The sequence below is a fragment of the Alsobacter sp. R-9 genome (assembly GCF_054612375.1).
Window position 1 is genome coordinate 193,960 of the sequence record NZ_JBTSWJ010000008.1, and the last position, 12,005, is coordinate 205,964.

Annotated in this window: 15 protein-coding genes; 7 read left to right on the top strand and 8 right to left on the bottom strand. The window is 71.1% G+C overall.

The window, feature by feature from the left end; translation table 11 throughout:
• Positions 1-10: 10 nt before the first annotated feature.
• A complete protein-coding gene (locus tag ACX9GQ_RS14720) occupies positions 11-439 on the bottom strand; it encodes a CBS domain-containing protein (RefSeq protein WP_459630308.1) in 429 nt (142 codons plus the stop codon).
• A gap of 204 nt (positions 440-643) precedes the next feature.
• Complete coding sequence (locus ACX9GQ_RS14725; protein WP_459630309.1) at positions 644-1,432, bottom strand: rhomboid family intramembrane serine protease; 789 nt, start codon at positions 1,430-1,432, stop codon at positions 644-646.
• A gap of 385 nt (positions 1,433-1,817) precedes the next feature.
• Here ACX9GQ_RS14725 and ACX9GQ_RS14730 point away from each other — a divergent pair, with 385 nt between their 5' ends.
• The 3 genes from ACX9GQ_RS14730 to ACX9GQ_RS14740 all read left to right on the top strand — a co-directional run bounded on the left by ACX9GQ_RS14730 (position 1,818) and on the right by ACX9GQ_RS14740 (position 4,227).
• Positions 1,818-2,438: a PAS domain-containing protein gene (locus ACX9GQ_RS14730; protein WP_459630310.1), complete on the top strand. Its 621-nt coding sequence runs from the start codon at positions 1,818-1,820 to the stop codon at positions 2,436-2,438.
• Positions 2,439-2,552: 114 nt separating this feature from the next.
• On the top strand, positions 2,553-3,158 hold the full coding sequence (locus tag ACX9GQ_RS14735) for a PilZ domain-containing protein (protein WP_459630311.1): 606 nt from the start codon (positions 2,553-2,555) through the stop codon (positions 3,156-3,158).
• 415 nt (positions 3,159-3,573) lie between these two features.
• Positions 3,574-4,227, top strand: coding sequence for a transglutaminase-like cysteine peptidase (locus tag ACX9GQ_RS14740; protein WP_459630312.1), 654 nt, complete (start codon positions 3,574-3,576; stop codon positions 4,225-4,227).
• Positions 4,228-4,417: 190 nt separating this feature from the next.
• On the opposite strand, the gene ACX9GQ_RS14745 is transcribed toward ACX9GQ_RS14740, so the two are convergent.
• Both ACX9GQ_RS14745 and ACX9GQ_RS14750 read right to left on the bottom strand, forming a co-directional pair.
• Positions 4,418-4,960, bottom strand: coding sequence for a gamma carbonic anhydrase family protein (locus ACX9GQ_RS14745; RefSeq protein WP_459630313.1), 543 nt, complete (start codon positions 4,958-4,960; stop codon positions 4,418-4,420).
• Between the two features lie 53 nt (positions 4,961-5,013).
• The gene (locus tag ACX9GQ_RS14750; RefSeq protein ID WP_459630314.1) at positions 5,014-5,334 is read right to left on the bottom strand and encodes a DUF6949 family protein; all 321 of its coding nucleotides are present in this window, start codon (positions 5,332-5,334) and stop codon (positions 5,014-5,016) included.
• Between the two features lie 131 nt (positions 5,335-5,465).
• On the opposite strand from ACX9GQ_RS14750, the gene ACX9GQ_RS14755 reads away from it, so the two are divergent.
• The gene (locus tag ACX9GQ_RS14755) at positions 5,466-6,188 is read left to right on the top strand and encodes a hypothetical protein (protein WP_459630315.1); all 723 of its coding nucleotides are present in this window, start codon (positions 5,466-5,468) and stop codon (positions 6,186-6,188) included.
• Positions 6,189-6,230: 42 nt separating this feature from the next.
• Here the strand turns inward: ACX9GQ_RS14755 and ACX9GQ_RS14760 are convergent, their stop codons facing one another.
• Positions 6,231-6,443: a DUF3126 family protein gene (locus ACX9GQ_RS14760; protein ID WP_459630316.1), complete on the bottom strand. Its 213-nt coding sequence runs from the start codon at positions 6,441-6,443 to the stop codon at positions 6,231-6,233.
• A gap of 381 nt (positions 6,444-6,824) precedes the next feature.
• Positions 6,825-7,670 (bottom strand): serine O-acetyltransferase, encoded by an 846-nt coding sequence (gene cysE / locus ACX9GQ_RS14765; protein WP_459630317.1) that lies wholly within the window; start codon positions 7,668-7,670, stop codon positions 6,825-6,827.
• Positions 7,671-7,796: 126 nt separating this feature from the next.
• Here cysE and ACX9GQ_RS14770 point away from each other — a divergent pair, with 126 nt between their 5' ends.
• Complete coding sequence (locus ACX9GQ_RS14770) at positions 7,797-8,594, top strand: enoyl-CoA hydratase (protein WP_459630318.1); 798 nt, start codon at positions 7,797-7,799, stop codon at positions 8,592-8,594.
• A 96-nt stretch (positions 8,595-8,690) separates the two neighbouring features.
• On the opposite strand, the gene ACX9GQ_RS14775 is transcribed toward ACX9GQ_RS14770, so the two are convergent.
• Positions 8,691-9,548: an alpha/beta fold hydrolase gene (locus ACX9GQ_RS14775; protein WP_459630319.1), complete on the bottom strand. Its 858-nt coding sequence runs from the start codon at positions 9,546-9,548 to the stop codon at positions 8,691-8,693.
• An 11-nt stretch (positions 9,549-9,559) separates the two neighbouring features.
• Entirely contained in the window at positions 9,560-10,324 is a 765-nt protein-coding gene (locus tag ACX9GQ_RS14780; RefSeq protein ID WP_459630320.1) for an alpha/beta fold hydrolase, read from the bottom strand.
• Between the two features lie 159 nt (positions 10,325-10,483).
• Here ACX9GQ_RS14780 and ACX9GQ_RS14785 point away from each other — a divergent pair, with 159 nt between their 5' ends.
• On the top strand, positions 10,484-10,741 hold the full coding sequence (locus ACX9GQ_RS14785) for a zinc-finger domain-containing protein (protein ID WP_459630321.1): 258 nt from the start codon (positions 10,484-10,486) through the stop codon (positions 10,739-10,741).
• A 48-nt stretch (positions 10,742-10,789) separates the two neighbouring features.
• Complete coding sequence (locus ACX9GQ_RS14790; protein WP_459630322.1) at positions 10,790-11,995, top strand: FAD-dependent monooxygenase; 1,206 nt, start codon at positions 10,790-10,792, stop codon at positions 11,993-11,995.
• The last annotated feature ends 10 nt before the right edge of the window (positions 11,996-12,005 follow it).

A 12,005-nucleotide genomic window follows, 5' to 3' on the forward strand; every position in this document is an offset into this window, starting at 1 on the left:
GTCTGGCCGCTCAGCCGGCCGTGATGTAGTCCCGCAGCGCGTCGGTCTCGTGCTGGAACTCGGCGAGCCGGTGCTTCACCACGTCCCCGATGGAGACGAGGCCGGCCAGGCGCCCGTTCTCCACCACGGGCATGTGGCGGAAGCGGCCCTGCGTCATTTCCTCCATGACGTCGACGATGAGCATGTCGCCGCTGCATGTCACGACACGCGAGGTCATGTAGCGCGACACGGGATCGCCGAGCGCGTGCGCGCCCTGCGCCAGCGCCCGGACGATGTCGCGTTCCGACAGGATGCCCTGCACGCGACCGTCGGCCCCGGTGACGACCACGGCGCCGATGCGCTTCTCCGCGAGCACCGCGATGGCCTCGGTCAGCGTGCGATGCGGCTGGATCGTCGTGACCTCGCGCCCCTTGGCGGACAGGATGTGATCGACGGTCATGGGTGTCCCTCCTTGCGTTTCGGCCATGTCCGCGGTTTGCGGCTGACCCTGGTTGCGCCGGAGGCCGATCCGGTCCGTGGCGGCCACCAGCCGCGCACCCCCGAGGGAGACGAAGGGACGCCGCCCTCGACGGCACCCGAGAGGGAAGTGTGCCCGCTTCGGGCCTTTGCCGCAACGCCCGCAAAAGAGGCCTTCGGTCGGCCCTCAGGCGTCGGGGCCGCGCGGCACTGGGTCCAGCAGCGGGAACGCGAGCAGCCCGACGATGAACCCGCCCACATGCGCCTGCCAGGCGATGGCACTGTCGACCATTCCCAGGCCTGGCGCCGCAAGGCCGCTGGCCATGTTGAGCACGAACCACACGATGACGAACGTCGCCGCCCGGCGCTCCGCGAGGACGTCGCGCAGCGGCAGGGCGGGCAGGCGGTAGGCCGTGTGCTCGTCGAGGCGGTAGATCCCGAGGGGGGCGCCGGGCTGGAAGGCGAAGCGCAGCGCCGCCGCCATCGCGCCCGACACCGACGCCGAGGCCCCCACCATCGGCACGACATCCGTCAGGTGCGTGGCGAGGTGGCCCAGCGCACCGCCCACGGCGCACAGCACCATCAGGACGAGGAACCGCACCGCCCCGAACCGACGCGCCACCGCGCTGCCGAAGGCGAGCAGCCACACCGAATTCAGGAGTACGTGCGCCCAGCTGCCGTGCAGGAGAGCGTAGGTCGCCAGCGTCCACGGCTTGGTGTCGCCCTCGATGGCGAGGTACTGCGCCACGGCCACGAGTTGCCGCCCGTTCTCGCTGCCCGCCGCGGCGTCCTCCGCCGCCGCGACGAGGTCGATCCCGAACATCATCGCGAACCGGCCGGGGATGAAGGCGAGCTGCTCGATGAGCCAGACCTCCCCGAACACCCTGTCGCCGATGCCGAAGAGGCCGATCAGCAGGGCGATGAGCACCACCACGGCCCCGGGAATGTTGAAGATCGGTTCGCGGTTCTCGGTCACGGGGCTTCGTCCGGGCTGAGCCCCTTCTTGGCGCGTCGCGACCGGCTCTTCAAGCACGGGCCGTCTCGCCTCGGGGCCGCTGCGGCAAAAAAGAAGGGGAGAGCCTTCGCCCTCCCCGGCACCGGCCGCAGCCGGAACAGTGATCGTGACCCGCGCGGCACGCGCGCGGAACCCGACAGGTCGATGGCAAGGGTCGCCGACCGGCCCGTGCCGGACAATGGCAAGCCTTGCTTAAGGTAAACAAATCCTTGGCATGCCGATTGCGGGAAAGACCCCGCCGGACGTCGAAAACCGCCCGGCGGGCGGCCAACGCCCGGTGAAGCGTACCGAAATGGGACACCCGACCGCGGCTCGATCGGCGTGGGTGTCCCGAGCGGGGACTGACATGAAGCATGCCGCGACGCGTGAGCTCTACGCCTACTGGGACCGGGTCCGCGGGGACCGCCTAGCGCCCGAGCGGGCCGAGATCGACCCGACCGCCATCCGTTCCATCCTCGCCGACTGCTTCATGCTGGAGGTCGATGCAGCCGGTCGATACCCCTTCATGCTCGCGGGAACGCGCCTCTGCGCCCTCGTCGGCCGGGAACTGAAGGACGAATCCTTCGCGAGCCTCTGGCAGCGCGCCGACGGCACGAGTGGCGACGGCGCCGCGTTGGTCCGCACCGTCTGCGACGAGACGCAGGGCGCCGTCGCCGGGGTTCTCGCCGCCACCGTCGGTGGCCATGATCTCGACCTGGAAATGCTCCTGCTGCCGCTGCGCCATGGCGGGAAGACCCACGCACGCGTGCTGGGATGCCTCTCCCCTGCATCGATCCCGTCCTGGTTCGGGCTGTCTCCTGTCGACGCGCTCGCGCTGCGCTCCTTCCGCGTCATCCGCGGCCGGCCGGGAGCGGATTCGTTCGGCCCGATCGGCGGCACGCCGACGCGCCTCTCCGTGCTCGCCCAGCGCCGGGGGCACCTGCGCGTCTTCGAGGGCGGAGCCATTCAGTCCCAGCCACAGGCCTAGAATCACAATCGCAGGCCGTTCTTTCCATCCGCTACAGTCGCGATAAAGCGCCGTTAACCAGCGGTGTCGATCATGGGGCGTCACCGTGTCACCGGTCCCCGTGGTCGCCTGCCCATGAGCCTCGCCCTCAAGCTTCGGACCCGCGCCCTCGAGCGCCGCCGCCATCAGCGCGTGCGCGTGGTCCTGCTCGGTCGGTTCATGCTCGAGAACCAGCAGGAATATCCCTGCCAGTCGATGAACATCTCGCCGGGTGGCATCGCCCTTCTCGCCCCGGTTCAGGGCCGCGTCGGCGAGCGGATCGTGATCTATCTTGAGCATCTCGGGCGCCTCGAGGGCACCGTGGTCCGGCAGTTCGAGCTCGGTTTCGCCGTGCAGCTCGCCGCCACCCGGCGCAAGCAGGACAAGCTCGCCAACCAGCTCACCTGGCTCGCGAACCGGCATGAACTGGGCCTGCCCGAGGATCGCCGCCACGAGCGCCTGACGCCGCGTCGCACGGCCGTTCTGGTCCGCATGCCCAATGGCAAGGAGGCGGCGGCGCGCATCATCGACCTGTCGATGTCGGGAGCCGCGCTCACCGTCGGGGTGCCGATCGCCATCGGCACGGCGGTCACCGTCGGTTCCACGCCGGCCCGCGTCGTCCGCCACTTCGGCTCGGGGATCGGCGTCGAGTTCGTGCGCCCGATCACCGAGGACATGTTCGACGAGGACGTCGTCCTCTAGGAGGATGCTGCGAGACGGCGGAAGCCGCCTTCTCGCCGAACGGTGCTGCGTTTCGGCGGAACCGTCGCATGGTCCCTGGGGCGGCTTTTGCCCCTTTCGACTTCCTTAAATTGACCCACGCTCCGCAATCGCCGGTGAAGAGCCGGCGGCGAATCATGTCGTCGGTGGCTTCGGCCGCCCACGCCTGAAAAGCGGACCGGTCCAGTCCCACCCACTCATCCCGGGCCGGAAACGCCGGAGCCGGTCCCGTCCCCGGGGACCGGCTCCTCCCTTGTCAAGCTGAGCAGCACGCGCGACCTCGCGAGCGCTTTGAAAATATTAGCCGAATCGCGCCGTTAACCTTGTATTTACCCTAACGTTGCGGTCACGCCGGGGTTCCGATTAACGTTCTCTTAACCTTTGGGGCGAGGACGTGATGCGGCATCTTGGGGGCACTTTGGCGGGGCTGGCGGGCCTTGCCTTCCTGGCGGGAGCGGGCCTGGCGTCTGCGGCCTCTCCGTCGCGTACGGCGGCGCTGTCGCCGCTTCCGGTGGCGACGACGGCGGCCCCGGTACTGGACGAGGCTCGCCCGCCGATCGGCTGGGTCGACTTCTGCCGCGCCGGCCACGAGGACGACTGCCGCAGCGAGAACCGCGATCCGGTCGTGCTTGCGCTGACCTCCGCGGCCTGGAGCGAGATCAACCGCGTCAACCGGGCCGTCAACGGCGCCATCGAGCAGGTCGAGGACATCACGCTCTACGGCGTCCAGGAGAAGTGGACGTACCCGGACGACGGCAAGGGCGACTGCGAGGACATCGCGCTGCTCAAGCGCCGCGCCCTCATCCGTGCCGGCCTTCCGGTGCAGTCCCTGCTCATGACCGTCGTGCGCGACGAGACCGGCGCGGGCCACGCCATCCTGACCGTCGTCACCGATCGCGGCGATTTCGTGCTCGACAGCAAGACCAACCGCGTCCTGCCCTGGCGGGCCACGGGCTACGGCTTCGTCAAGCGCCAGTCGCAGGTCAACCCGACCCTCTGGGTCAAGCTCGGCGAGCCGGCCTCCCCTGGCCTGACGGTCGCCGGCCAGTAAGCGCCACCCCTCGCTTGGAGGCCACGAGGCCTCCAGCCCCTTCCGCAGGACCGGGTCCCGGCCCGAACCGGGACGCTCGGGCCGGGCGCGTTGCGTCCTGGCCCGGCCCTGGCGCGGCGGCGTCGCCGTCCGGCCCTGCCGAAGGGGTCCGGCCCGGTGGGGACGGGTCAGCGAGGCCCCGGCCGGTGGATCAGGCCCGGGGCGGATCCAACCGGCGCAGTCCCGCGGCGTAGCGCCGCCAGTTCGCCACGTAGCGTGCGGCACTGCCGTTCAGCCGCTCCACGGCCGCCGCGTCGAGGGTCTTCACCGCCCGCGCGGGAGAGCCCACGATCAGCGAAAAGTCGGGGAACTCCTTGCCCTCCGTCACCAGCGCGTTGGCGCCGACGAGGCAGTGGCTGCCGATCCGCGCCCCATTGAGGATCGTGGCGCCCATCCCGACCAGCGTCCCGTCGCCGATCGTGCATCCGTGCAGGATGGCGTGGTGGCCGATCGTGCAGTCCATCCCGACGGTGAGCGGATAGCCCATGTCGGTGTGGAGCGTCGCCGCCTCCTGGACGTTGCTGCGGTCGCCCACCCAGACGAGTTCGTTGTCGCCGCGCAGCACGGCGCCGAACCACACGCCCACCTCGTCGCCGAGCCGGACCTTGCCGATCACGTGCGCGTCGGGTGCGATCCAGTAGCGGCCCTCGCCGGGCAGCTCGGGCGCGTGATCGTCGAGGGCGTAGAGGGGCATGCGACGTCTCCTGCGGTCTGCCCCGGCAGTGGGGGCCGGGCAGAAGCCGGACGTCAAGAGCCCAGATAGGCGAGGGTGTCGAGGATCACGCGCCCGCAGGCGAGGCCCCACAGGCACGCGATCACGGTCGCGAGCGCCACGAAGACCACCGGCCGGCGCTCGAAGCGACGGCCGCGCACCGTGTTGCGCAGGATGATGAAGGGCGCCGTGAAGACGATGAGCGGCACCGAGGCAAGCGCCCTGGGGCCCCCCACCTCGAGAAGTTCGAAGCTCGCGCGCCGTGACGTCATCGCCTCGAAACCGGTGGCGAGGGCGCCGGCGGCGGCGAGACCGAGGATGAGGGCCTGGAAGGCCTCGAGGCTGTCGGGGGTCATCGTCGTCGTCGTGGGCCGGAAGAAAAGGAACGCCCGGACGGGCGCGGCGCCACTATGCCAGCCTTAACCGGGGGTTAAAGAACATCGTTTCAAGATGGTAAAGGCGTCGACCGCCCTGCCGGAACCTGTCCATGACTGCAGCGATTCGAACCGAGGTCTTCGGAAGCCGCGACACGGCCACGATCGCCCTCGAGGCGACGCCGAACCGCCGACCCGGGCTCCTCGCCACGGCGATGATGGCAGCGGGCATGGTGGCGGGCGTGGCGGCGGGAGGACTCGCATGGCTCGTCGCCCGCCCGGCAGCCGTGACGTCGACGACAGTCGCGGTCTCCCTCGGGATGGTGGAACTGGCCGTTCCCTCCCCGCTCCTGCGCGAAGGCGCGCGCCAGGCGGCCCGCGATGGCCGCGTCGACCTCGCGCTACGATGGCCGGACCTGGGCCCTGTCGATCCCTCGGCTGCGGCGCGCGCCGCGCCGGGGCGGCTGGGCGAGACGGTGCTCGTGAGCATCGCCGCGACCGATCCAGCGGCGCCACAGGGCCGCCTCGCGACGCTTTACGGTCGATTCCTCGAACCGTCGGTCCGCCCGGGACCCGCGGGCCTGATGGTCCGGCACTTCAAGGCCGGTTCTCCCTACGAGGGGGAGGAGGTGCTGTTTTCGCCGCCGGACGGCAACGCCTTCACGGCCCGCTGCGACGGCCGGCCCAGGCCTGGCGAGGTCCTGCAGCCCGTCTGCATGGCGGAGTTCCGGCGTGGGGCGCTCGACGTGCGCGTGCTCTTCGAGCCGCGCCTCGCCGAGGGCTGGGAGCGCATGACCGACGTGCTGCTGCCGATGGTCGCCGGCATGGCCCGCTGAGGGCTGGCCGGCCCCATTTCCGGCCGTGAGCCTCGGGAGGGCTCAGTCCTCGAGGTCGACGTCGAGGATCGACATGTTGAAGGCGTAGGAGCGGTCGCCGTCCTCGTCGTCCAGCGAGATGATTCCGACGAACTCGTCGCCGATCATCACCTCGGCCGAATCCGTCTTCTTCGGCCGAGCCACGACCTTGATGTTGCTGTTGTTGAACAGCCGGCGCAGATAGTTCTGGAGCTTCAGGAGTTCGGTCTTGTCCATGGCCTCTGCCTCGCGGCGGCGACCATGTGGCGCCGCTTCCGGCGTGCGACTTGCCACGTCGGCACGCCGGGAGCAAGCACGACCGCCGCGGGGCGGCATCCGACGCCATCAGCACCGGTCGTCGCGCAATATCGGACGGACCCGCCGAGCGGTGGAGGGAAGCCTGCCCTTCTCCCTTGCGGGAAGGGCCAGGGGCAGCGGTCTCGGCAGTTCAACGCTGCACTTCGCAAGAACGGCCCTTGGCCAGGACTGCGCCAAGCGAGAGCCCGGTCTCCGGCAACCCCGCACTCAATCCCTAATCGCAAGGGGAAGGGAGGCCCATGGCGCGCATGATGGGCCAGGCGGGGCCGCAGGCGACGCCTGACGCGGGGCGGCGTCCCGTCAGCGGTCGAGCGGCTGCAGCTTGTCGGCGAGGAGCTGGTCCATCGTGCGGGCCGGCTCGGCGCATCCGGCCTCCCCGACGACCTGAGCAGGGACGCCCGCCACCGTGGTATTGCGGGGCACGGGCTTCAGCACCACGGAACCGGCGGCGACGCGCGCGCACTGGCCCACCTCGATATTGCCGAGGATCTTCGCCCCAGCCCCGATCAGGACCCCCTGCCTGACCTTCGGATGCCGGTCGCCGCGGTCCTTTCCGGTACCGCCCAGTGTCACGTCCTGCAGCATCGACACGTTGTCCTCGATGACCGCGGTCGAGCCGACGACGAGCCCCGTCGCATGGTCGAGGAAGATGCCGCGTCCGATCCGCGCGGCCGGATGGATGTCCGTCTGGAACACCTCGGACGAGCGGCTCTGCAGGTAGAGAGCAAAGTCCTTCCGGCCCTGCGCCCACAGGGCATGGGCCAGGCGATAGGCCTGGATGGCGTGGAAGCCCTTGAAGTAGAGCAGCGGCTCGATGAACCGCGTGCAGGCGGGATCGCGGTCCGCGACCGCCATGATGTCGGCGCGGAAGGCCTCGCCCAGCGAGGGGTCGGCGGCGATGACCTCGAGGAAGGTCTGGGCGATCAGCTGCGCCGGCACCGCACCATGATCGAGGCGCGCGGCGACGCGCTCGGCCACCGCCCGCTCCAGCGTCGGCTGGTTCACGACGGCCCCGCAGATGAAGCCGCCGAGCACGACGTCGCGGCGCAGGATCTCCGCCGCCTCGTCCCGGATGCGGTCCCAGACAGGATCAACGCGGCCGACAAGCGGGCTGACGCTGGCGGGAACGGGTGAGTGCTGGGTCACGGGACGCTCCTCGACTTGACGGTCAGGGGGTTCTTTTACCACAGCTAGGCTCTCCCCTGCACGCCGCCAAGGTCGGAACCTCGATTTCCGGCCAGCAGTTTGCACTGTTGCAAGGAACCGCCGCTCATGACGCCCTCCTCCACCGGCCGCATCCGGATCGAACGCGCCTGCCGCGTCGGCGTTCTCGCCATCGACAATCCGGCCCGCCGGAACGCCATCGACCTCGCCATGTGGCAGGCCCTGCCCGCCCTCGCCCGGGACCTCGACGAGGACGACGCGGTCAGGGTCATCGTGCTGCGTGGCGCAGGCGACCTCGCCTTCGCCGCAGGCGCGGACATTTCCGAGTTCTCGACAGTGCGGGCCTCCGCCGAGGGCGGACGCACCTACGAGGCGGCGAACCTTGCCGCCTTCGACGCCGTCGCCCGCATCCGCAAGCCGGTCGTCGCGATGATCCGCGGCTTCTGTCTGGGCGGCGGCCTCGGCCTTGCACTCGCCTGCGACCTGAGGGTCGCCTCGGACGACGCGGTCTTCGCCATTCCCGCGGGGCGCCTCGGCGTCGGTTATCCTCCTGCCGCCCTCGCCTATGCGGTCGCCGCCGTTGGCGCGATGCGGGCGAAGGAGTTGTTCTTCACCGCCCGCCGGATCGATGCGGCGGAGGCGGAGCGGATCGGCCTGCTGACGAAGCGCGTGGCCGTGGCGGACCTCGAGCGCGAGACGATGGCGCTGGCCGAGACCATCGCGGCCAATGCCCCGCTCACGCTGCGCGCCGCCAAGGCCGGCATTGACGCCGCCGCCCACCTCCCCGGCTCGCCATCCGCCGAGTCGTTGCAGGCGCTCGCAGCAGCGTGTTTCGACAGCGACGACTACCGCGAAGGCCGCACCGCCTTCCTCGAAAAGCGCGCGCCCACCTTCACCGGCCGCTGAATCAGGATCTCAGCGTCCCCCGACAACCGATTCGAGCGACTCGCATTTCCCGCGCCTGTTCATCCTGCGCATGAACCGTACGGGACGCGCGTTCGCTCAGGCCCGGGCGCCGAAGTGGCGCGACATGAACGCGACGATGGCGTCGCCGAACACGTCGTTGCGGTCTCCCGCGACCATGTGGCGGGCTTCCGCGATATCGACGAATTCCGCCTGCGGCGCGAGCGCGAGGAACTCCTCGGCATGGGCGCGGGAGACGAGTTCGCTCTGGCCGCCGCGCACCAGCAGCGCCGGCACGCGCAGCCGCCCGGCCGCGGCGAGCAGCGCCGCTTCGGTCGCGGCGCCTTCGGTGGCGACGGGACGCGGCCCGTCCAAGAAGCGCGGGTCCCAGTGCCAGCGCCAGCGACCGTCCGGGTCGTGCCGCAGGTTCTTGCGCAGGCCGGAGAGGTTCTTCGGGCGCGGCCGGTGCGGCAGGTAGGCCGCGATCGCGTCGGCCGCCTCCTCGATCGAGCCGAACCCGTCCGCGGCATGCGTGCGCATGAAGCCCTGCACCTTGTCGACGCCCTCCGGGTCGAGCCGCGGCGTCACGTCGATCAGGATGAGCCCCGACACCGCGTCGGGCGCCTGCGCGCTGGCGAGCAGCCCGGCGATGCCGCCGAGGGAGGCGCCGGCCACAACGGGCGCGGCCCCCGCCAGCGCACTCACCTGCCGGGCAATCGCCACCGCGTCGCGGGCGAAGTCGGCGAAGGCGTAGTCTCCGCCCGGATGCCACTCGCTGTCGCCATGGCCGCGCTGGTCCACGGTGAAGGCATGGAAGCCGGCCGCCGCGAGGCGCCGGGCCGGATTGTCGAAGGCGTGCCGGGTCTGGCCGCCGCCGTGCAGCAGCAGCACGGGGTGCCCCGATGCGCCGTGCTCCGTTCCCGCGAGGCGCTGGCCGTCGGCGCCGGTGAACGTCACGCGGTGTCCGGTCAAGGGCGCTGCCCGAGGAAGGCCAGCACCGCCTCGCGGTGCGTCCGGTCGCCGACGGCGAGGTTGTGGTCGCGGCCCGCGATGTCGAAGGCCTTCGCGCCGGGGATCAGCGCCGCGAGCGCGTGCGGGTCGCCGGCCACGGCGTCGCGGGTCCCGACGCTGACCAGCACCGGGACACGGATGTCGCCCACCTGCTCCGGGGTCAGCGTCTGCCGCGAACCGCGGATGCAGGCGGCCAGCGCCCGCAGGTCGCTGCGCGTCTGTTCGGCGAAGGCCCGGAACATGCGCTGCATGGGGTCGGTCAGGCTGTCGAGCGCGGGCGCCTCCATCGCGTCGGCAATGCCGAGCGGCAGCCCGACGCCCTCGACGAGATGGATGCCGAGCCCGCCCAGCAGCGCCGCGCGCAGGCGCTCTGGGTGCGACAGGGCCAGATGCGCGGTGATGCGCGCGCCCATGGAGTAGCCCATCACGTCGGCCCGGGCGATGCCGAGGTGGTCCATCAGGCGCCGCACGTCCTCGGCCATGGTCCAGGACGAATAGGCCGCCGGGTCGTAGAGCTTCTCGCTGGCGCCGTGTCCGCGGTTGTCGAGCGCGACGACGCGTCGGCCGGCGCCCAGCAGCGTCTTCACCCAGAGCGTGTTGACCCAGTTGACGGCATGGTTCGACGCGAAGCCGTGCACGAGCACGATCGGGTCGCCGTCCCCCTGAGCGGGGCGCTCGTCGATGTAGGCGATCGTCACGCCGTCGGAGGAGAAGGTGTGCATGGGAGGTCCTGAGATCCTCCCTGTTTAGGCAGGCACGCCGCCGCGCGGCAAGCGCGACGGCGCGGCGCTGCCGCGACTACGGCGTTTGGCGACCTAGCCGAAGCGGCGTCGAGCCTCTATGGTGCCGCCCGATTTTCAGGTGATGTCCGGAGTTCCCGCATGGCCGACGTCGGCGTTCCGCACTTCCACAACGACACCGGGGCCCGCTCCATCCGGATCGGCGCGAAGGAATTCATGTGCATCGGCGCGAAGCCGCCGTTCGACCACCCGCACGTGTTCCTCGACATGGGCTCCGACGGCGAGATCGTCTGCCCCTACTGCTCGACTCTCTACGTCCACGACGCGGCCCTGCACGGCGCCGACACCGATCCGGCCGGCTGCGCCTGGTCGGCGAAGGACGGCAAGGCTGCCGCCTGACCTGCGTCCTTCCTTCCGCATCCTTCCATCCGTGAGCCGGTTCCCGACATGAGCGCCGCCGCGGCCGGCGCCGGCCGGCCGATCCTGATCGCGGGTGCCGGCATCGCCGGGCTCACCCTCGCGCTGATGCTGGCGCGGGCCGGCCGCCAGGTGGTGGTGCTGGAGAAGCGCACGCGCGTCGAGGAGGTCGGCGCCGGCATCCAGCTCTCGCCCAACGCCTCGCGCATTCTGCTGGGGCTGGGGCTCGGCCCGGCCCTCGCCCGCGCCGCCGGCGAACCGGAGAAGCTCGTCGTGCGCCGCGGCATCGGCGGCGGCCGCCTTGTCGAGATGCCGCTCGGCGCCGCCGCGCGCGAACGCTTCGGCGCGCCCTACTACGTCGTTCACAGGGCCGACCTGCAGACCATCCTGCTCGACGCCGTCCGCAGCCAGCCGGAGATCCGGCTCGTCTTCGGCCGCGGGGTCGTCTCGGCCGACACCGAGGGCGACGAGGCGGTGGTGGCGGTTGAGGCCGCCGGCGGGGCGGAGACGTTTCGCGGCGACATCCTCGTCGGCGCCGACGGGCTGTGGTCTCGCGTTGCCCATGCCATCGGCGACCACTCCGAGGCCGAGTTCAGCGGTTTCGTCGCCTGGCGGGGCCTGATTCCCGCCGAGCAGGCACCCCCGCCCTTCCGCCGGCAGGAGACCGGGCTGTGGCTGGGGCCGAACGCCCACGTCGTGCACTATCCGCTGCGCGGCGGGAAGGTCGTCAACGTCGTCGCCGTCATCAGCGACCGCAACAGCGAGCCGGGCTGGTCGCGCCCCGGTGATCCGGTCACCTTCCAGCGGCGCTTCCGCGGCTGGTCGCCGGAACTCCGCGCGCTCTTCGAGGCGGTGCCCGAGTGGCAGGTGTGGTCGCTGTTCGACCGCGCGCCGCGCCAGCGCTGGGTGAGCGGACGGGTCGGCCTGATCGGCGACGCGGCCCATCCGCTGCTGCCCTTCCTCGCGCAGGGAGGCGCCTGCGCCATTGAGGATGCTGCCATTCTGACCGCGCGCATCGGCGCCACGCCGCTGGACCTTCCGGCCGCGTTGCGGGCCTATGAGACAGTCCGCCGCCCGCGCGCCGCCGCGCTGCAAAACGCCGGGCGGGCCAACGGGCGCATCTACCACATGCCCGAGCCCTTCTCGCTCGCCCGCGACTTCGTCATGCGCCAGATGGGCGGCGAAGGCCTGATGAAGCGGTACGCCTGGCTCTACGAGTGGAAGCCGGACGCGTGACGACGGCGCC

What these genes read in the sequence shown, in the direction of transcription:
- ACX9GQ_RS14720 (WP_459630308.1), bottom strand. Translation starts at nt 439, where the DNA reads ATGACCGTCGATCACATCCTGTCCGCCAAGGGGCGCGAGGTCACGACG.
- ACX9GQ_RS14730 (WP_459630310.1), top strand. Translation starts at nt 1,818, where the DNA reads ATGAAGCATGCCGCGACGCGTGAGCTCTACGCCTACTGGGACCGGGTC.
- ACX9GQ_RS14735 (WP_459630311.1), top strand. Translation starts at nt 2,553, where the DNA reads ATGAGCCTCGCCCTCAAGCTTCGGACCCGCGCCCTCGAGCGCCGCCGC.
- ACX9GQ_RS14740 (WP_459630312.1), top strand. Translation starts at nt 3,574, where the DNA reads ATGCGGCATCTTGGGGGCACTTTGGCGGGGCTGGCGGGCCTTGCCTTC.
- ACX9GQ_RS14745 (WP_459630313.1), bottom strand. Translation starts at nt 4,960, where the DNA reads ATGCCCCTCTACGCCCTCGACGATCACGCGCCCGAGCTGCCCGGCGAG.
- ACX9GQ_RS14750 (WP_459630314.1), bottom strand. Translation starts at nt 5,334, where the DNA reads ATGACCCCCGACAGCCTCGAGGCCTTCCAGGCCCTCATCCTCGGTCTC.
- ACX9GQ_RS14755 (WP_459630315.1), top strand. Translation starts at nt 5,466, where the DNA reads ATGACTGCAGCGATTCGAACCGAGGTCTTCGGAAGCCGCGACACGGCC.
- ACX9GQ_RS14760 (WP_459630316.1), bottom strand. Translation starts at nt 6,443, where the DNA reads ATGGACAAGACCGAACTCCTGAAGCTCCAGAACTATCTGCGCCGGCTG.
- ACX9GQ_RS14770 (WP_459630318.1), top strand. Translation starts at nt 7,797, where the DNA reads ATGACGCCCTCCTCCACCGGCCGCATCCGGATCGAACGCGCCTGCCGC.
- ACX9GQ_RS14780 (WP_459630320.1), bottom strand. Translation starts at nt 10,324, where the DNA reads ATGCACACCTTCTCCTCCGACGGCGTGACGATCGCCTACATCGACGAG.
- ACX9GQ_RS14785 (WP_459630321.1), top strand. Translation starts at nt 10,484, where the DNA reads ATGGCCGACGTCGGCGTTCCGCACTTCCACAACGACACCGGGGCCCGC.
- ACX9GQ_RS14790 (WP_459630322.1), top strand. Translation starts at nt 10,790, where the DNA reads ATGAGCGCCGCCGCGGCCGGCGCCGGCCGGCCGATCCTGATCGCGGGT.